Consider the following 18,636-nt stretch of genomic DNA (forward strand, 5'->3'; position numbering starts at 1 on the left):
TTATGGAAACAGTTATTGTGATATGCCTGCTAATAGTCATAGTCCTTCTTCTGCAGGACAAGATCGTCATTCAAAATAGGCTAAGGCAACAGCAGCCAAAAAAGGAAAAAGTTAACCCGAACCTGCCAGATATTATGGGTCAGCCCAAGCCTGCAAGAAGCCTTTCAGTCCCAAACAATGCCAATGAAAGCCAAATCGAGGAAACAGAGGTGGATCCCCATAATTTTGACATTGAATACGACGAAAATGAAAACATAGGTGTTCAAATTCCGCAGGAAGAGCTGGATGAACTTTTCAGCAATATGCCTGATTTTGAACAGGAAGAAGAAGAATGGAACAGGTATGGAATATCCGGCGCAGATGACGGTTTTGCCCAAGGGGTTACCTTCGAGGAACTAAGCTCCGTGGGGATGCTGCTTCAAAAAGATAAATTGGAGCCCTCTCAACAGGAAACAGCGATAGCGTTAGTTCAGAAAATACAAGGAACCGAATTATTCAGCCTGCTGGAAAATTCCATAGAAAGTGCCTCTCGAAAAATAGCTGAGCTGTTGGACGGGAGCCTTTCTTCTGAAAAGCATTCCGGCTCTTCCTATCTGCGGAAAATTGATTTGAATGAATTTGATATTGGGGAGTATGTCTGAAAGGGCAATACTCCCCTTTCTCATTTAATAAACACCGTATAATTCTGCATGAAAATTTAAACGTCAAACTTAAAATGTTTGACGTTTTTTTATGCTCAAACACTAAGAATAACGCCACAGTTAGTCAACTAATACCACAGACAGCCACTTTACGGAAGGAACTCGATTTTCATCACACTTTTGTTGCCAGAGCCCGCATAATGCGGAAGTACAGTAACAATCTAAAGTGTTTCATTATGAAAAAACAAAGAAAAAAATTCCTGCCGGCAGTAATCATACTACTGTCATCCTTAAAGTTATCGGCGCAGGGAAACGGAACAGCAGGCATCACGGAAGCCACCCAAATGGTTACCTCCTATTTTGATCCCGCCACACAACTCATCTACGCCATTGGAGCTGTAGTCGGCCTGATCGGCGGGGTTAAGGTATACAATAAATTCAGCAGCGGAGATCCCGACACCTCAAAAACCGCGGCGAGCTGGTTCGGCGCCTGTATCTTCCTTATTGTCGCGGCCACCATCCTTCGCTCCTTCTTCCTTTAACCTTGCCTATGAATACTTACAACATCAACAAAGGCATAGGAAGAACAGTCGAGTTCAGGGGACTCAAGGCACAGTACCTGTTCATTTTCGCAGGAGGGCTGCTTGGAATACTTATCCTGGTCATGATTTTATATATGGCCGGAACGAGTTCCTATATCTGTCTTTTTCTGGGCGCAGGCGGCAGCTCGCTAATTGTATGGCAGACCTTCTCGCTGAACAGAAAGTACGGGGAACACGGACTTATGAAAATCGGGGCAAAAAAAAGACATCCACGCTACATCATCTGCCGCAAGCCAGTACGACGCTATTTACAGTCAATTCCTAAATCCAGTGACGTATGAGAAATACAGCCAAGAGCACTACACTGGAAAGCAGATTTCCGCTGCTGGCAGTGGAAAATAACTGCATACTTTCAAAGGATGCGGATATTACCGCCTGCTTTGAAGTCCGTCTGCCTGAACTCTTCACAGTGGCTTCGGCCGAATATGAAGCAATTCATTCTGCCTGGCATAAGGCTATTAAGACCCTACCCGATTTTACGATTGTCCATAAACAGGATTGGTACATCAGGGAGAAATATGATCCTGAAATGTACAGGGATGTGCAGAGTTTTCTGGCCAGATCTTATCAGCGGCACTTTAATGAGCGCCCGTTCCTGAACCATTACTGTTATCTGTTTCTTACCAAAACCACCAAAGAGCGTATGAGGATGCAGAGCAATTTCTCCTCACTATGCAAAGGTGTACTTATACCAAAAGAAATCAGGGATAAAGAAACAGTTCACCGTTTTATGGAAGCCGTCGCTCAGTTTGAGCGCATTATAAACGACTGCGGATTTGTCAAGATCAGCCGCATAAGCGAAGAAGACATCATCGGTGAGCAAGGCAGGCCGGGACTGTTGGAACAGTACCTGACCCTTTCAAAGGAATCAGGTACCTCGATGCAGGATATTGTGCTGGGCAGTGAAGAGATACGCGTAGGAAATAACAGGCTGTGCCTTCATACGCTTTCAGACACCGACGACATGCCCTCATCGGTATCAGCTGATACGCGATATGAAAAACTGTCCACAGACCGCAGCGACTGCCGTTTATCTTTTGCAGCTCCTGTGGGGCTAATGCTGAACTGCAATCACATTTACAACCAGTACCTGTTTTTGGACAACAGTGAGGAGAACCTGCAGAAGTTTGAAAAATCCGCCCGAAACATGCATTCACTGGCACGCTACAGCCGCGCCAACCAGATCAACAAAGAGTGGATTGAACGCTATCTGAATGAGGCGCATTCCTTTGGACTATCGTCAATCCGAGCGCACTTCAATATCATGGCATGGTCGGACGACCCGTCCGAACTCAAGCAGTTAAAGAACGACTGCGGGAGCGCACTGGCCCTTATGGAATGCAAGCCAAGGCACAATACTACTGATACGGCGGCGCTGTACTGGGCGGGTATGCCCGGCAATGCAGGAGATTTTCCAAGCGAGGAAAGCTTTTACACCTTCATTGAACCAGCATTGTGCTTCTTCACCCAAGAAACCAATTACCATGATTCCCCATCGCCATTCGGCATCAAGATGGCAGACAGGCTGACGGGAAAACCTATCCATCTGGACATTTCCGACTTGCCGATGAAACGCGGTATCATTACCAACCGCAACAAGTTCATACTCGGTCCCTCGGGAAGTGGCAAGTCTTTTTTTACCAATCATATGGTGAGGCAATATTATGAACAAGGCGCCCATGTCCTGCTGGTAGATACCGGTAACTCCTATCAGGGATTGTGCGGGCTGATCAATGGAAAAACCAAAGGCGAAGACGGGGTGTATTTTACCTATACCGAGGACAATCCCATTGCCTTTAACCCTTTCTATACCGATGACGGGGTTTTCGATATTGAAAAAAGAGAAAGTATTAAGACGCTCATACTGACATTATGGAAACGTGATGACGAGCCTCCCACCCGCTCCGAGGAAGTGGCACTGTCCAATGCCGTAAGCGGTTATATCGAAAAGATCAAGCGCGATGACGCCTTTCCGTCTTTCAATGGCTTTTACAAGTATGTTCAGGGAGATTACCGAAGCGTGCTGATGGAAAAACAGGTGAGGGAAAAAGACTTTGACATTGCCAATTTTCTTAATGTACTGGAGCCATATTACAAAGGAGGCGAGTATGATTACCTGCTGAATTCCGACAAGCAGCTGGACCTGCTTTCCAAGCGTTTTATCGTCTTTGAGATTGATGCGATCAAGGAGCATAAAATCCTTTTTCCAATCGTCACGATCATCATTATGGAAGTGTTCATCAACAAGATGCGAAGGCTTAAGGGTATCCGAAAACTCATCCTGATTGAAGAGGCCTGGAAAGCTATTGCAAAGGAAGGTATGGCAAATTATATAAAGTATTTATTTAAGACTGTTCGTAAGTTCTTTGGCGAGGCCATTGTGGTGACCCAAGAAGTTGATGACATTATCCAATCCCCTATTGTTAAGGAAAGCATCATCAATAATTCGGACTGCAAGATACTTCTGGATCAGCGCAAATATATGAACAAGTTTGATGAAATACAGGCAATGCTCGGGCTGACAGACAAAGAAAAAGCGCAGGTATTATCCATTAATATGAACAACGATGCATCACGTCTTTACAAAGAAGTATGGATCGGGCTTGGAGGGACGCATTCGGCTGTCTATGCCACAGAAGTGTCCGCTGAGGAATATCTCGCGTACACGACAGAAGAAACAGAAAAAATGGAGGTGATGCAGCTTGCCGCTGAACTTGGCGGCAATGTAGAACTTGCCATCAAGCAGATCGCCAGTAGGCGCCGCGAAAAGAAAAATCAATAATCAATAACAATGAAAAAATCGATAACAATGAAAAAAATACTATTTATGGTGTCTGCGGCAATTATGCTTGCCTCGGCGCCATCAGCAAAAGCCCAGTTTGTGGTTACCGATCCGGCAAATCTTGCCTCGGGAATCCTCAACAGCGCCAACGAGATCATACAGACTTCCTCTACAGTCAGCAATGTGGTCAAAAATTTCAAGGAAGTCGAAAAGGTATACAAACAGGGCAAGGAATATTACGATAAGCTACAGGCGATTAACAATCTGGTAAAGGACGCCCGCAAGGTACAGCAGACCGTCCTTTTGGTGGGTGATGTATCGGAAATGTATGTGCAGAATTTCGGTAGGATGCTCAATGATCCAAACTTTTCGGCAAGGGAACTCACCGCTATTGCCAAGGGATATTCGGCGCTGTTGGGAGAGAGTACCGAGCTTTTGAAAGAACTCAAGCAGATTGTCACCTCCTCGAGCCTGTCACTCAGTGATAAGGAACGAATGGATATTATCGACCGTGTATACAAAGAGGTAAAAGAATACCACAGCCTGGTGCGCTACTACACCAATAAAAATATTTCGGTCAGTATCTTAAGAGCTAAAAAGCAGAACAGCACCAAAAGGGTTCTTGAGCTTTACGGCACCCCCAACCAAAAATACTGGTAATATGGAATTCAATAATCTTCACGAGGTCCTTCGCTCGCTGTATGATGAGATGCAGCCACTGTCCGCCGATATGGCGGCGGTGGCCAAAGGACTGGCAGGACTTGGGGCGCTGTTTTTTGTGGCCTTGAAAGTCTGGCAGGCACTCAGCCGAGCTGAACCTATTGATGTCTACCCGCTTCTGCGTCCTTTTGCACTGGGTCTCTGCATCATGTTTTTCCCGACGATCGTGCTGGGCACAATCAATGCCGTATTAAGCCCGATAGTTCAGGGAACACATAGCATTCTGGAAGATCAGGTATTGGACCTGAACAATCTGCAGGAAAAAAAAGACCTATTGGAGCATGAAGCGATGATCCGCAATCCCGAAACCGCCTATATGGTATCGGACGCGGAGTTCGACAAGAAACTGGACGAGCTGGGCTGGTCGCCTTCGGACATCGGGACAATGGCCGGAATGTATATGGACAGGCAGACCTATCAGATAGAGAAAATAATAAAAGGTTGGTTTCGCAACCTGCTCGAAATACTATTTCAGGCTGCAGCGCTGGTGATCGACACCATACGCACTTTCTTTCTCATAGTGCTGTCCATCCTGGGGCCTATCGCATTTGCCATATCAGTCTGGGACGGATTCCAGTCAACTCTCACGCAGTGGATTACACGGTATGTCAGCGTTTATCTCTGGCTTCCCGTAGCGGACCTGTTCAGCTCGATGCTGGCCAGGGTCCAGTCCCTGATTATTGAAAGGGACATAGAAATGCTTGCTGATCCTGCTTTCATTCCTGACACCTCAAACACCGTATACATCATTTTTATGATCATCGGCATAGTGGGATATTTTACCATTCCAACTGTGACAGGCTGGATTATCCAAGCAGGCGGCGCAGGAAACTTTTCACGCAACATCCACCAGACTGCCATGAAGTCCGGAAATATAGCAGGCGCAGGCGCTGGTTCGGCCGCAGGCAACATTGCCGGAAGGCTGGTCAATAAGTAATCAATAAACATTCACTAAAATGGAATTTAAAACACTCAGAAATATAGAAAACAGTTTTCAGCAGATCAGGCTGTATGCCATTGTATTTGCCGTGCTCTGTGCATTAGTGACCGGATACGCGCTTTGGAGATCGTATGGTTTCGCCGAGCAGCAGCGCCAGAAAATTTATGTGTTGGACAATGGCAAATCGCTCATGCTCGCACTTGCTCAGGACGCCTCGATCAACCGTCCTGTGGAAGCCCGAGAGCACGTAAGGCGTTTTCACGAGCTGTTCTTTACCCTGGCGCCCGACAAAAATGCCATTGAAAACAATATGAAAAGGGCATTTAGCCTTGCCGATAAAAGTGCCTTTAACTACTACAAGGATCTTTTGGAAAAAGGTTATTACAACCGGATCATATCGGGCAATGTACAGCAGCGTATCGAAATGGACAGCGTGGTCTGCAATTTCGAGACTTACCCGTATGTGGTGCGGAGCTATGCAAGGCAAATTATCATACGCTCGAGTAATGTAACCAGACGCAGTCTGGTTACATCCTGCCTTCTCGTAAATTCGGTGCGCTCGGATAATAATCCGCAGGGCTTTAATATTGAAAAATTTGCGGTGGTTGAAAACAGGGATATAGAAGTCATCGAACGCTAAAATAATCTTATGGAAGCATTATTAGATTTAGACACATTTGCGAGAATCCTGACTCAAAAAGGATTTAACGGCCATTTCCATGCGCAGGGTGCATACGCAGGAAAGTTAAAAGACAGCATCAGCGAATACCTTGAAAACTGCAAAAATGGAAAAGACAGCTTGCCTAAAGAGGACTTGCTGCTGACAGGCTACCTGCAATGGTCAGGCGAAGACAAGCCCAGTGTACGATGCATTATGCTGGTAAAATACCTGAACGGTAAATTTTCTCTCAACAGAACGGAGGTGGCAAGGAAAGATCAATTTGGACAGCTGCTGAAAAAAGCGGAACTGACAAACCTGTCTGTTATATCTGCGCCCAGCGCGTCGCAGGCAGTCGACTTGGTCAATGATGAACAGCACCAAAAAACAGATAAATGTCCAAAACGTTTTAAGTTTTGAGAACAAAAATAACAAGGTTATGAATAAATTAAGAGCAAATATAAACCAATGGCTGGAAGGGCTTGACAGGAACTGGGAAGCAATGCCAATAAAAAGGCAACATCAGGTGATACTATACTTTTTTGCAGCGTACGTGCTGCTGACCGCAGTTGTCATTTTCAACGTATGCCGCGATACGGCATACGCGAGAAACAATATGGCTGTAGAACATATCGAAAACCCTGCCTCGGCAGGGAAAGAAAGTCCGGCGTCCCTACAGGACTCCCTGAAGCCAATTAAAAAAATAGGATTATGAAAGAAAATAAAAAAAAGGTCAGCCTTCTCTCAGACGAGGCTCGCCAAAACAGTTCCCCGTTTCTGCCTGATGAAAAAAAGACAACTGCCGAGCGCATTAAAAAACCGCTGATTTTCACACTGATGGGAATTGTATGTTTCGGCTGTATGTATTTGATCTTTAAGCCCTCGAAAGATAAAAATCAGATCGAAAGCATTGGTCTGAACGACAGCGTGCCACAGGCAAGCGGATCTGTACTGCAGGCAGACAAACAGAAAGCGTATGAGCAGGAAATACTTGAAGACAAAGAAGAGCAAAAAAAGAACGCTTTAACCACGCTGTCCGATTATTGGAATGAGGGCAAAACTGAGCAGAAACAATCAATGCCCGATGACGCGGAAGGAGCTAACAATCCGGCGCTGAACACTTACCGTACTGCCCAAAGCACGCTGGACTCTTTCTATCAGCAGGATAACGGAGAAACAAAGGAACTGCACAGGCAGCTCGAGGACCTGAAGCAGGAGCTCGCGCAAAAGGAAATTCCCAAAGCTGCCACGGTTGATGACCAGCTGGCACTTATGGAAAAATCCTATCAGATGGCCGCCAAATACCTTCCCTCAGGCTCCGGTTCTGTCGAGCCTGCAGGCAAAAACACTACAGCAGCAAAGGCGGAATCAGAAGAGAAGATTTTTTCGGCACTGGTTTCTGCAAAAAAAAGCAAAGTCTCCTCGCTGTATCGCCAGCCTTCCGACAGCACTTTTCTTGCAGAATGGAGCACCGGCAGAGGGTATAATTCAGCCGGTTCAATGCAAGAAACGCTTCAGCCAAAAAACAGCGTCAAGGCCCGCGTGCACCAAACACAAACTATTATTGGCGAGGCAGGTGTTTCCCTTCGTCTTTTAGAACCAGCAAGGATTTCAGGTCGAACCATTGCAGCGGGCACGATAATAACAGCAAATGCGAAGATACAGGCCGGCCGCCTTCAGTTGAAAGTCACTTCCATCGAACTTGAGGAATCCATTATTCCGGTGGACATTACCATTTATGACCTTGACGGCCAGCAGGGAGTGCCTTTTCCCTATTCTGCCGAAAGAAGTGCTCTAACTGAAATGGCTGGCAACATGAGCCAACAGTCCGGCACGAGCCTTATGATGACACAGTCTGCAGGACAGCAGGTGGCCGCTGACCTGAGCCGCGGGGTGGTTCAGGGCATCTCGGGCTATTTCGCCAAAAAAGTGAGGACGCCTAAAGTGACCCTAAAAGCAGGACATCAGGTGTATCTGGTTTCCAAAAAATAACAGCAATCTAAAATAAATTAATTATGAAAAATCAATTTAAACTATTTTGGGCAACAGCCCTTTTAATAGCATATTCATTAGCCGCATCTGCGCAGGAAAACGAAGCCACGAGCCTTGATTTAGGAACGATACCGCCGTACCAAATGCAGGTTACTTATGACAAAACTTCACATCTTATTTTCCCGTCCGCTATCCGATACGTGGATCTCGGAAGTGAATACCTGATTGCCTCAAAGGCCGAGGATGCTGAAAACGTCCTTCGCATCAAGGCATCAGTCAAGACTTTTGAAGAGGAAACCAACTTTTCGGTGATTACCGATGACGGCCGTTTTTACAATTTTAACGTACAGTACAGCGCCAACCCGCCTACCCTTAGCTATGATCTTATGGGGATGCAGAAGAACTTAGACAAAGTCATTGCAAGCGATGTTCTTTTTGAGGAGCTTGGAAAAACACCGCCCTCACTGGCAGGACTGATCCTGGAAACTATTTACAAAAACAACAAGCGAATCGTAAAGCACATTGCATCGGAGAGTTTCGGCATTCAGTTCAGCTTAAAGGCCATCTATATCCACAACGGCAAGTATTATTTCCATACGCAGCTTGAAAACCAAACCAATGTACCTTTCAGTATTGATTTTATGAGTTTCAAGGTGGTGGATAAAAAAACAGCCAGACGCACAGCCTCGCAGCAAAGGCCAATTGTGCCGCTGCGCACTTGTAAAATGATCGATGAAGTTCCCGGAAAAGCAACGGACCAAAATGTGTTTCTCTTTGACCAATTTACAATAGCGGATGACAAACTGCTGCTAATTGAGATCTTTGAGAAAAACGGAGGCAGACACCAGACACTCAAGATTAAAAATTCAGATCTGGTAAAAGCCAAGGTGATAAACAGTATGCACCTTAAATTTTAAAAACTATTAAAAAAATAGAAATTAAAAGTATTACAGCCCGAAGCATTGCTTTGGGCTGTTTTGTTTCCTGAGCTTAATCTTTTCCTGTAAATAAATTAGATAACTGCATTAACGTTAATATCTTAGGATTGAACTGCAAGAGCCAAAACCTATTTTGGCAATAAAGATTTAACTTGTATAGTTATGCATAATGTTATTGACCGCACCAACAGGTTTTATATCGAAATGTCCAAGCAGGTACTTTCTGAAAAGGAATATGATTTACTTCAGAAACTACTCATTGATAAGATGCCCCTGACCCAGGCAGCAGAACAATACGGGGTTACATCCGAATATGTGGAGGAGCTTTACGAGAAAACCTGCAATAAAGTAAAAGCAGCAACCGAACTGATACGTGAAATCGATCATTACAAGAAAAAACTTCAGGCATTAAAGCGCGAATTAAATCCAAATAACAGCCCCGCTCAGATCAGAAAAAAAAAAGAGGAAAAAGAACGGCAGAAACTGCTTAACGACAGTTTATTTGCTTTCAGTAAAAGACTGCAAAGCGTATTGGAGGCTTTAGAGATCAAAACTGTTGGGGACCTTGCCGATATACCGCTGAAGGATTTTCAGCATTTCAGGGGATTTAAAATAAAGTGCAAAGAAGAACTCATAGCCTTTATAGAGTTTGAAAACATAGCGTATCTTTTCAAAGGCTTTTCCCGCTGGAAAAAAGCGCCTATTATACAAATAAAATAAAAACCATAAAAAAGGCGGTCTTCTTTTGCTTCTTTTCTTTGGCCGGCCTCGGAAAGAAAAGAAGCCGCCAAATACAGCAAAAGGGATGATAAACATCCCTTAAAAAAACGCAGCGGGTTTGGTAAAATAGCGGGCACTGCAGCAAAAGCGCTCCACCGTTTTAAACGCAAAAAGACGCTCCGCCCGAGAGGAAGGAGTGTCTTTTTGCCGCCCGATTTCGGGCTTATATTGGAATGGGCTGAGAGCGGAAATCTTTTAAATTCAGGAAAAATCCCCTGTTTGCTGTCATGCCCTCACGAAACAAATTCCACAATAGCGAGCATCCCATTTGCGCCAAAGCGGAATTAATAAACAAATCCTGTTTTTCGAGTGCCTCTGCAAGTGAACAGCTTGGCGTGTCGTCCTTCGTTTCAGATTCCTGTAAAAGCTCCCCAAATTCCTCTGTCACAAATGGCAGGCGCTCCACCGTTTCAAATTTTTCGGACTTGGGCTGTGGAATTTCCCCAATAGTGGAGAGTATGACCTGTCCTGTATACTTGCTGTTGCCAAAATCCATCCAGTATTTGGGGTCGTCCCTGTGATGCCTTTGGTTGCTGTTTTTTAAAATATCGGCTATGTTAAAACGGGATTTTGCAGTGTCCGTACAAGTAATATAAATACTTGCCTTTGCATTCCTCGGCAGTTTTCCAAAGCTGTCCCTTTCAAATTTTACGGTTTCCGCTTTCCAGTGTGTGCCTGTAAAACGATTCGCTCTGTTGATGAGTGCCACGGATTTGTAAAGACCGACCTCGCTCTGCGCAAAACGCTGTCTACCGAGGTTGGCATTTGTGATATTATCGTCATCCCAAAGGCGCACCGATAGACCAGCATGCCCGAGCGTTGTAAGGCTGTGGTTCATTTCCATAAGGGCGGTCAGCACCTTAGAGCCTGTACCGCCTGCCCCAATAAGGTTTACCGTTATTGGATTGGTGGGGCTAATCAGATACGGGTCTGTAAAATGCATTTTGGTTTTGCCTGTTTTCATGACAATAAATTTTTAAGTGTTTTAGTATTGCTTTTCAAAACTTCCTTTGGAAAAGTTCTGCCTGTTGCAACAAGGTCTTTCCACAGGCTCACGCAATTACCCTTTACAGGGCTGTTCTCTCCCATAAGGTGGCTGAAGTAGCTGTTGAAGAAATAATCCTCCCACGCCTTTGTAAATTCCTCAACGCAGGCAGATTCTTTTATCTCAATACTAACAGACCCCATACATACCCTGCCGTCCTCATAAATGTTAAAAAATGGTGCATAGTACAGCGGTGTTTTTTCCGTAGGTCTTCTGTTACTTAAAAGCGCAAATACCCGCAGACTGTTTTTGCTTGCCTGCCAGACCATGGGAGGCACAAACCCCTGACCGCTTGGAATCCCTAAACCCTCTATAAAATAAAGCGGTCTTTTTTGGGATTTGGTGTACCATGTCACAGCGCCTTTGTCCCTGCTCGGATTGATGTGCAGGATAGTGGTTGGCAGAATCCCGACGGGTTTTAAAAAAGCATTCTGCTTCTGCTTTTCGGTCATAAGGGCTTTTGCGAGGGCTTCTGCTTCACGCTCAGTAAGTGGGTGCGCATTAATAGGCGTGCCGTTTTTATCCATATCAAAATGCTCGACATACATATCTTTATTTAAACCTTTACTTTCATAGAAAATAAGGGCGGATTTCGGGTGGTAGAGTGTCCCGAAATCCTCTGTTCTATCAATTACATTATTCATTTTCGTTGTGTTTATAGTTAGACAGTAAAGCGCACATATCTTCCAAAAGGTTAAACAGACGGCTTTCAAAATCAAGGCTTTTCTCTGTCAGTTCCTTTCCGTCAAAGCATTTTATAATGGTCGGCTCATCCATTGCCCCGTACTCGTTAAATTCATTGTTGATACCCTCTTCAATGCTTTCATACAGCCATCCTTTGGTATCGGAGATAAAGGAAATGTACTTTTCCATCCCGATACTCTCACTTTCCGTGTCTTCATCTTCCTCCTCGTCATGTGTTGGTGCATTTCGAAAAATGCTCTCATTAGGATAATCGGTAAATAATGCAAAGGCTTTTTTGCCTATATCCAAACACTGCTTATCAAAGTCATCAAGGCTTTTAAAACCGTTCAGCCGTTTTTCAAAAAAGGTCAGGTTCATGGGACTGAAAAACTTTTGTCCCATACAGTCCCCGATAAATTCCGCTTTGTCAAACTCCCGAATATACCGCTCGTTTTCCTCCCCGTCCTCGTCCTGCTCTTCTGTCCATTCCCTGTGCATTTCATAGAGCCAGTACAAATAACTTCCCTGCTGTCTGTAATACGGCACATCTGCAATATGATACAGATACGAGCATACCGACAAAAGCAGATGCGCATTTTTCCTGCGCTCGTGGTCTTTGAGCATCTGATAAATCGGTTCAATGGGGATATAATAAAACGTTGTGCCTGTGCTGTATTTTTCCTCGATGAGCAGATACGTTCTGTGGCTGTCCTGCAATAACCGCAGTTCGGAAAAGTTCCCCACACTTTTTTTGAGTTTCTCTTCCAAATCCCACACAGCCAATGCCATATTATAGGGATATTCAAAATGAGAGGTCGGCATCGGCACAATACGGTAATGCCCTGCTAGACTGTCAAGAGAGCTATAAAAATCGCTCTCCATTTTGGAAATATCCTGACAAGCCTGTACCGTTTTATTCTCCTGTAGTCTGGGCAGAAAAGAGACCTTTAGAAAACCATCGGTAGCATCCCCGCAGGCACTGACCTTTGCTTGTCTTTCTGCACCTCGCCTGCGTCCTTGGGTCTCTGCATCCAACCCATAAACCCTGCGAGCTGTGCGCGAAGCTGTTTTTGTCTTTTTCGCTCGGGCAGTTGCACTGTTCCCGATATGATTGTCTGTTGCATAATTCATAGCTTTAAATTTTTGATTAACCTTTTGTTCCCATTACCGTTTCAAATCGGTACTCCACCGCATCGTCCCTGATGGCAGGGGCTGATATTTTGGCGGTTGTGAGTATCGGATAGGTCGGGGCATAAAAATTCAGTACCGTTTCTGTGCTCCATCTTGGCTCGGGGTCGGAAAGCCTGATTTCCTGCCCTTTGTCTTTGAGTATAAAAACCCGCTGTAATTGTGTTGCTAATAACATGATTTCATTATTTAGATTAATATCCTACTCCTCTGCTTCGGGGTCATTTTCCCAGTATTCCGTTTCTTCCTCGTCCGTTTCATGCTCCTGCGCATCACTACTATCATTAGCATACTCGGGAAAAAACGCCTCTCGGGGTGGTTCGGGTATTGTCTGCCCTGTTGTACTGCCGAACAAATCGGGCGCAAATTGGGCTGATAATTCAGATTTTCGTCTGCGTATTTCCTCCGCCTTTAGTGGAAACTCATGTATTTCGGGCACTTTTATCCATGCCTCACGGAATTTCCCCTCCTTTTCCAGTTCGTCCGCCTTTGCCATAGCTTCGCTGAACTTTTTATCCTTGGCTTCATGCTCTTTTTTCTTGCTGTCGGCTTTCTCTTTTTCCATAGCCGACTGCTTTTTGGTATCTTCAAGCTGTTTCATATAGCCTTCCATGTCGACCATAAGACCCGAAGCGGACTCCATGGGCGTAGTGATATTCTCAAAAAAACCGCTGTCGAGTTCCTCTGCTGTCCCTCGCAGGTTTAATGGCGGTATGCTGTGTTTGGCGCTATCCCCGCACGCCTCGTTTTGAAGCATGACCAGTACAATAAGCCTGTCCTCTGCCCCTTTGGCTATTGTAATGTGCAAATCACCTATGATCTGCAACTGCGCTATCTGATTGAAAAAATTAGTTGTCGTTTCCATAATTTAATTTTAGTTTTTTAATAATTAATTCCATGACGCTCTGCTCATCATGCCCTAACCTGTAGAGGCGTTCGATGTAGCTTTTCATATTTTCCTGATATTCCTTTTCTCCCTCTTCCCCTTTTAAGATAAGCAGATGGGTGTTCCAGTTCATTACCGCTTCCCTGATGATGGCTATAAGCTTTTGGGCGTACTTTTTTTCGGCTGTCTGGCTTTTTTTTGAAAGCCCCAGTTTTATGTACATGTCCAAAATATGCCAATACACTCGGGCTTCCTTGCCTATACTGCGGTGTTTGCTGACAAATTCATTGTAGAGATACAGTATAAACTCAAAATTGTTGCTGTGCTTCCTTGCCATAATTCCTGCGCTTTTATGTTATTGAATTGTGCAGATGTCCAATCCTGCTATCGCATCACTACAACCTGATTTTAAAGGCTGTCACGATTTGCAACAGCCTTTGGTTATCTGACTTCCTAATTCAGATTTAGGATTTTCGAACCGTCTGACTGAAAAGCTGTGCATAAATCAAATGCCTTTTGGGCTTTCCCTTGGGCGGTGCCTCCCATGACAATGGATTGCAGTTTGGCTTCGCTGTCTTTGTATTTTCGCACATTCTGATAGTAGCCCGTCACGCAATTGTAAGCCCCGAAAAGCGTGCCTTTGGTCGTGTCCATCTGCTGAGATTCACTTGCCATGGCGTACGCAAAAGCATCCTCAACGGTATTTTTAAACACGGTAGACACTTCATCCTCTGCTCCGTTCTTGATTAAAGCGAGTGTTTCGGTATTGGGACATAATGCCAATTGAATCAATTTCTTAACCTGCGTATCTGTTACCTTCACTTTAGCCCATTCATTAAAAATACCTTCGAGCTGACTGCTGAGTTTATCCGCCAGTCCCATCACTTTATGGGCATCATCCAAACGCTGTTTTGCCCCCGAGGTATGTCGGATGCGCACCACGTTACTCATATTTCTAAGCGAAGCGTTAAGGGTATTTTGGCATACGATGCGGATGGGCGTAAAAGCCGCTGTGATGCTTCCGCTACCGTCGTGGGAGGTGGTCAGGAAAATGTACTTTTCAGTCACATCATCCCCTTTACCCACACGGATATAATCAGGGAGTTTTGCCGTGATAAAAATGCGCTCTCCCTGCCCGAGTGCCCCTGCTGTTTCGTACAGTATACCGTCGCCCCCGCCTACAATGGCATCAAAAAAGCTGAACGCCTCACGGTTCTGCACGATTTGGTAGTCTTTCCCTACTACACCCAAAACAGCATTGCTGTCGGTGCGGATAGTGGCAAAGCAGTCAGGTACTGCCAGTTCAGTACTGCCCATTTCAATACCGCCCGAAGTTTGGATAATGCCCGATGCTTTTGTGTATAGCGGGCTTTTAGCCACCTCGTAATCAAGCCCTGCGTGTTTGATGGCTTCCGAGCTTGTAGGGTACTGCTCCACGATCTGCCCAAGCCCGTGCCATGCTTTTTCCTTTACGCTGAAAAAAGAATACTTTCCTGTCTCGCTGTTGTAATTGATATTATGTGCCATGATATTTGATTTTTAAAGTTTGAAAATAAAATTGTTTAGAACCCTTTACTGCCTGCTCAAAACGGGATGTCATCCTCAGGCTGTTTTAAGGTGGCTTTTTTGTTTTCTCCCTGTTCCGCATTATCCCCATTTTTCACTGCCTGCGCACCTTCGGACTTCTTCCCGCCCCCGTGCAGTTTTATATTCGAGGTATTGAAGTTCAGCCCCGCGCGCGGTTCCCCGTCATTCCCTTTCCACGCCCTAGCGCTTACCATCCCTGTGAGTTCCACCACTGTGCCTTTGGTCAGCCACTCGGCAACCCTCGGGCTTATCCAGTAGGCGCACTCAAAAAAGGTGGTCTGCTCTACCCTGTCGCCCTTTTTGTTTTTGTAGCTCTCGTTAATGGCTACTGAAAAATTTACTACCTGTCTGCTGTCTGACAAGGTGCGTACCTGCGCATCTCTTGTCACTCTTCCTGTAATGTTCATGATTTCTAGTTTTTAAATTGTTACTTTCTTTTTCCCGTCCCGCATTTTTACTTTTTTTACTTTTCTTTTTTTTTTAAATTTTATTCGGCAATGAGAGCAGGTGCTGTTTTGTTTCATCATTGCTTTTTTCAATATTTCAATTCTCATTTCTGACATTTTTTTTTATTCGTCTAAAGAGCCGCAGTATGCTATGTTTTGTTTCATGAGCATAAAAAGGTGAGTGTCCGGCAAAAGCAAGGCTCTGGCAAAAAATACAACCCGCATGGGTGGAGATTTTTTGACAGGACCTGAAAGGCCCGGCCTTGCTTTTGCTAAAGGACACGGACTACCTTTGCTCCTGAAATAAAACAAAAGCATACAGGGACTTTGATAAAAAGTAAAAGGGAAGTAATTGTGATGTTATGGATAAAACCGATAAAGGAAAAAAAGCAGGCTGCTTGACAGGCTTTGATTAGTTCTGTTTTTCAATCCGCTGTAAATTCTGAATAAAGGAAAAAAGATTGTTTTTTGCCTGTTTTGAAATGCTTCCGATAGTACTAAAGTGCAATCAAGGTCTCTAAAATCATTTATCCCCGCACGTATAAATACCTGTTTCTTATTAATCCGAAAGGTCACTGATTATACCTTAAAAATTTAAGTATATCTTCGCTATAATAAACAGCAATTTATGAAACCAATCGATTTTAACGGATTTAAGAATTTTAGAGTATTCAATGACCAGAATGGGATTTTTGAAGAACTTTCCTCGATCAATTTACTCACCGAACCAATAATTCAGGTAAAATTCAATAATAAAATACCTTCAGATGCTTAAAAACAGTGTCGCTGGAACTAAAATTTTATTTGATCTGGATTTAACCGAACAGGAACATCTTTTAGGAGATTTTGAGAATGTGCTAAAGTATTGCATCAATTAGGAATGGTTAACCATAAAAATGAAAAAATATGAACGAAGCCGTGGAAAGAATAATGTTAATTTATGTTGATGTATAGCTGTGTTTACTGCCAAACCCTATATCCTAAAAATACTGAACACGTTTTTCCGCTTGGTTTAGGAGGTGAAAAAATTATGATTGACTGTGTGTGCGATAAATGCAACAATGAATTTTCAAAATTAGAAAGGGAACTTTACCAGAAATCTCCAGTAGCCTTAATTAGAAGTACGGAAGGTGTCATTGGAAATAAATCTAGAAATTCAGTTTCAGCTTTTAAAGCTTCCTTACTCCTTTGTCAGGATGACGCAAGTGGTATCGTATACGAAGTTGGCCAGTCTGAAAGAATGCAGGTGTTTATCCGCCCTCAGATTATTCAAATTAAAAATACTTTTTATGTGGAGGCTGATCATCAGGATAATCTAAATGCATTAATGGTAAAATTTAAATCTTGGAAATATAATAACCTGCGGCTTATCTCAAAATTACCTGAATCGAAGCTTACCGAGACTAACTATTTAGAGATTGAAAAAACAGAAAACAACTATTTTTGCAAGAAAATTAAAGGTCACTTGAAAATAAAAAATGAAATAATTCTTGACATACTTCCCCGATCACATCATCTGCACAATTCACTCAATACAAGAATATACTTCGATGACCTAAGAAATTTAAAAATCAGAGCAAAAACCGAGACAGCAGCAGTGAAATTTATTCTAGAACTGCTTAAATTCAGTGATTCTAAAGAGATGATGAATTCCTATGTTTCTGATACTAAAAATATGAAAGAAGTCTCAGTAGGTTTTAGTTTCAACTCCAAAAAGTGTGAACAAGCATTGGTAAAGATTGCTCTCAATACTCTTTTTCACTATTATCCCGCTTCAAGAAACCAGATCCCAATTCAGCCATATCTGGATTTTGTAAAAACAGGAAAAAGAACTTTTTCTGCAGGCCTTGAGGCTAAAAAATGGATTCTGGATTCTCAGCCAAATACCCACAACATATTCCTTTACCAGTCAGAATCCTTTCTAAGTATTCGGATAAGTCTTTTTAACGGACAGTTCGTATACCATTTTCTCATTCCTAGCCTCCAATTAATTAAACCTGGCAAATACTCTCAGTTCATCGTTGATTATAAGCTAAATAAAAATCAAATTAATAATTATATAAAAATTTAATACTCTAGAGGTGATGACTTATATAACCAATAATAATTTTGAAGTAGAGACTCATCCATGGCAACCTTTTATACCCAAAAAAGCAGATAAGCTTTTATTGGGAACCTTCCCGACCCACCCGAGAAACAGAAAAACTTATGAGTTTTTCTATCCCAATCCCAATAATGATTTTTGGAAAATTATATTTGAAATAGCAGGTTTGAACATAGAAAATTCACAAAAAAAAGATCCTGTTAGATTACGAAAAAAAGTATTAACACAATTAGGACTCGGAATTGCCGATATTTGTCATATGATTTACCGTCAGAAAACCAGCTCCAATGATAATGCACTATTCCCAATTGAATTTACTGATATTTTTCTTCTCCTTGAAAACCATCCAATTATTACAACAATTGTGGTAACCAGCAGCTCAAAAAACAGCAGCACATTAGCATGGCTACATCAGTACTGCAGTCTGAATGGAAATCCATTTATAATTCCTACTGGTAAGCTTCCTAAAACGGCGACTTTACATTTTAACAATAAGATAATTAACATAGAAATAATACCGTCGACTTCCAGACAATCACGGATAAAAGGAGATGAACGGCTTGAAATGTATAAAAATGCGCTGTTGAAAAGCAATTAATAGTACTTAAAAAGCATTAATCACCATATTATATAAGAAGTTGCT

General features: G+C 43.4%; 23 protein-coding genes. 15 read left to right on the plus strand and 8 right to left on the minus strand.

Going from position 1 to position 18,636, the window contains the following annotated elements:
• Positions 1 to 2: 2 nt before the first annotated feature.
• The 12 genes from SD960_RS02230 to SD960_RS02285 all read left to right on the plus strand — a co-directional run bounded on the left by SD960_RS02230 (position 3) and on the right by SD960_RS02285 (position 9,993).
• Positions 3 to 641, plus strand: coding sequence for a conjugal transfer protein TraD (locus SD960_RS02230; protein WP_318800607.1), 639 nt, complete (start codon positions 3 to 5; stop codon positions 639 to 641).
• Positions 642 to 877: 236 nt separating this feature from the next.
• Positions 878 to 1,183 (plus strand): DUF4134 domain-containing protein, encoded by a 306-nt coding sequence (locus SD960_RS02235; protein ID WP_318800608.1) that lies wholly within the window; start codon positions 878 to 880, stop codon positions 1,181 to 1,183.
• Between the two features lie 8 nt (positions 1,184 to 1,191).
• Positions 1,192 to 1,524 carry a DUF4133 domain-containing protein gene (locus SD960_RS02240; RefSeq protein ID WP_318800609.1) on the plus strand — a complete coding sequence of 111 codons (333 nt, stop codon included), beginning with the start codon at positions 1,192 to 1,194 and terminating at the stop codon, positions 1,522 to 1,524.
• Positions 1,521 to 4,025 (plus strand): TraG family conjugative transposon ATPase, encoded by a 2,505-nt coding sequence (locus tag SD960_RS02245; RefSeq protein ID WP_318800610.1) that lies wholly within the window; start codon positions 1,521 to 1,523, stop codon positions 4,023 to 4,025. The genes SD960_RS02240 and SD960_RS02245 overlap by 4 nt, the downstream gene beginning before the upstream one ends.
• Before the next feature lie 27 nt (positions 4,026 to 4,052).
• Positions 4,053 to 4,685 carry a DUF4141 domain-containing protein gene (locus SD960_RS02250; RefSeq protein WP_035680836.1) on the plus strand — a complete coding sequence of 211 codons (633 nt, stop codon included), beginning with the start codon at positions 4,053 to 4,055 and terminating at the stop codon, positions 4,683 to 4,685.
• A 1-nt stretch (position 4,686) separates the two neighbouring features.
• On the plus strand, positions 4,687 to 5,682 hold the full coding sequence (gene traJ / locus SD960_RS02255; protein ID WP_318800611.1) for a conjugative transposon protein TraJ: 996 nt from the start codon (positions 4,687 to 4,689) through the stop codon (positions 5,680 to 5,682).
• A 19-nt stretch (positions 5,683 to 5,701) separates the two neighbouring features.
• Complete coding sequence (gene traK / locus SD960_RS02260) at positions 5,702 to 6,325, plus strand: conjugative transposon protein TraK (protein WP_318800612.1); 624 nt, start codon at positions 5,702 to 5,704, stop codon at positions 6,323 to 6,325.
• A gap of 9 nt (positions 6,326 to 6,334) precedes the next feature.
• The gene (locus SD960_RS02265) at positions 6,335 to 6,763 is read left to right on the plus strand and encodes a hypothetical protein (RefSeq protein ID WP_318800613.1); all 429 of its coding nucleotides are present in this window, start codon (positions 6,335 to 6,337) and stop codon (positions 6,761 to 6,763) included.
• A 19-nt stretch (positions 6,764 to 6,782) separates the two neighbouring features.
• A complete protein-coding gene (locus tag SD960_RS02270) occupies positions 6,783 to 7,058 on the plus strand; it encodes a nitrogen regulatory IIA protein (RefSeq protein WP_318800614.1) in 276 nt (91 codons plus the stop codon).
• Positions 7,055 to 8,335: a conjugative transposon protein TraM gene (gene traM / locus SD960_RS02275; RefSeq protein ID WP_318800615.1), complete on the plus strand. Its 1,281-nt coding sequence runs from the start codon at positions 7,055 to 7,057 to the stop codon at positions 8,333 to 8,335. The genes SD960_RS02270 and traM overlap by 4 nt, the downstream gene beginning before the upstream one ends.
• A 23-nt stretch (positions 8,336 to 8,358) precedes the next feature.
• Positions 8,359 to 9,252 carry a conjugative transposon protein TraN gene (gene traN, locus SD960_RS02280; protein WP_318800616.1) on the plus strand — a complete coding sequence of 298 codons (894 nt, stop codon included), beginning with the start codon at positions 8,359 to 8,361 and terminating at the stop codon, positions 9,250 to 9,252.
• 183 nt (positions 9,253 to 9,435) lie between these two features.
• A complete protein-coding gene (locus SD960_RS02285) occupies positions 9,436 to 9,993 on the plus strand; it encodes a hypothetical protein (protein ID WP_318800617.1) in 558 nt (185 codons plus the stop codon).
• A gap of 223 nt (positions 9,994 to 10,216) precedes the next feature.
• On the opposite strand, the gene SD960_RS02290 is transcribed toward SD960_RS02285, so the two are convergent.
• The 8 genes from SD960_RS02290 to SD960_RS02325 all read right to left on the minus strand — a co-directional run bounded on the left by SD960_RS02290 (position 10,217) and on the right by SD960_RS02325 (position 15,850).
• Positions 10,217 to 11,017 (minus strand): PRTRC system ThiF family protein, encoded by an 801-nt coding sequence (locus SD960_RS02290; protein ID WP_318800618.1) that lies wholly within the window; start codon positions 11,015 to 11,017, stop codon positions 10,217 to 10,219.
• Complete coding sequence (locus tag SD960_RS02295) at positions 11,014 to 11,742, minus strand: PRTRC system protein B (RefSeq protein ID WP_318800619.1); 729 nt, start codon at positions 11,740 to 11,742, stop codon at positions 11,014 to 11,016. Before SD960_RS02295 ends, SD960_RS02290 begins: the two co-directional genes overlap by 4 nt.
• Positions 11,735 to 12,913 (minus strand): hypothetical protein, encoded by a 1,179-nt coding sequence (locus tag SD960_RS02300; RefSeq protein ID WP_318800620.1) that lies wholly within the window; start codon positions 12,911 to 12,913, stop codon positions 11,735 to 11,737. Before SD960_RS02300 ends, SD960_RS02295 begins: the two co-directional genes overlap by 8 nt.
• Before the next feature lie 16 nt (positions 12,914 to 12,929).
• The gene (locus tag SD960_RS02305; RefSeq protein WP_318800621.1) at positions 12,930 to 13,148 is read right to left on the minus strand and encodes a PRTRC system protein C; all 219 of its coding nucleotides are present in this window, start codon (positions 13,146 to 13,148) and stop codon (positions 12,930 to 12,932) included.
• A 24-nt stretch (positions 13,149 to 13,172) separates the two neighbouring features.
• Positions 13,173 to 13,835, minus strand: a complete 663-nt coding sequence (locus SD960_RS02310; protein ID WP_318800622.1) for a PRTRC system protein E — start codon at positions 13,833 to 13,835, stop codon at positions 13,173 to 13,175.
• Entirely contained in the window at positions 13,819 to 14,193 is a 375-nt protein-coding gene (locus tag SD960_RS02315) for a hypothetical protein (RefSeq protein ID WP_318800623.1), read from the minus strand. The genes SD960_RS02310 and SD960_RS02315 overlap by 17 nt, the downstream gene beginning before the upstream one ends.
• Positions 14,194 to 14,309: 116 nt before the next feature.
• The gene (locus SD960_RS02320) at positions 14,310 to 15,383 is read right to left on the minus strand and encodes a DUF932 domain-containing protein (RefSeq protein ID WP_318800624.1); all 1,074 of its coding nucleotides are present in this window, start codon (positions 15,381 to 15,383) and stop codon (positions 14,310 to 14,312) included.
• 56 nt (positions 15,384 to 15,439) lie between these two features.
• Entirely contained in the window at positions 15,440 to 15,850 is a 411-nt protein-coding gene (locus tag SD960_RS02325) for a single-stranded DNA-binding protein (protein WP_318800625.1), read from the minus strand.
• 667 nt (positions 15,851 to 16,517) lie between these two features.
• Between SD960_RS02325 and SD960_RS02330 the strand changes: the two genes are divergently transcribed.
• From SD960_RS02330 to SD960_RS02340, 3 genes are all read left to right on the plus strand, one after another.
• Positions 16,518 to 16,664: a hypothetical protein gene (locus SD960_RS02330; protein WP_318800626.1), complete on the plus strand. Its 147-nt coding sequence runs from the start codon at positions 16,518 to 16,520 to the stop codon at positions 16,662 to 16,664.
• A gap of 165 nt (positions 16,665 to 16,829) precedes the next feature.
• On the plus strand, positions 16,830 to 17,960 hold the full coding sequence (locus tag SD960_RS02335) for an HNH endonuclease (RefSeq protein ID WP_318800627.1): 1,131 nt from the start codon (positions 16,830 to 16,832) through the stop codon (positions 17,958 to 17,960).
• A 13-nt stretch (positions 17,961 to 17,973) separates the two neighbouring features.
• Positions 17,974 to 18,591: a hypothetical protein gene (locus SD960_RS02340; RefSeq protein ID WP_318800628.1), complete on the plus strand. Its 618-nt coding sequence runs from the start codon at positions 17,974 to 17,976 to the stop codon at positions 18,589 to 18,591.
• Positions 18,592 to 18,636: the final 45 nt, after the last annotated feature.

The organism is Flavobacterium sp. MMLR14_040 (assembly GCF_033657265.1).
Taxonomy (GTDB): Bacteria; Bacteroidota; Bacteroidia; order Flavobacteriales; family Flavobacteriaceae; genus Flavobacterium.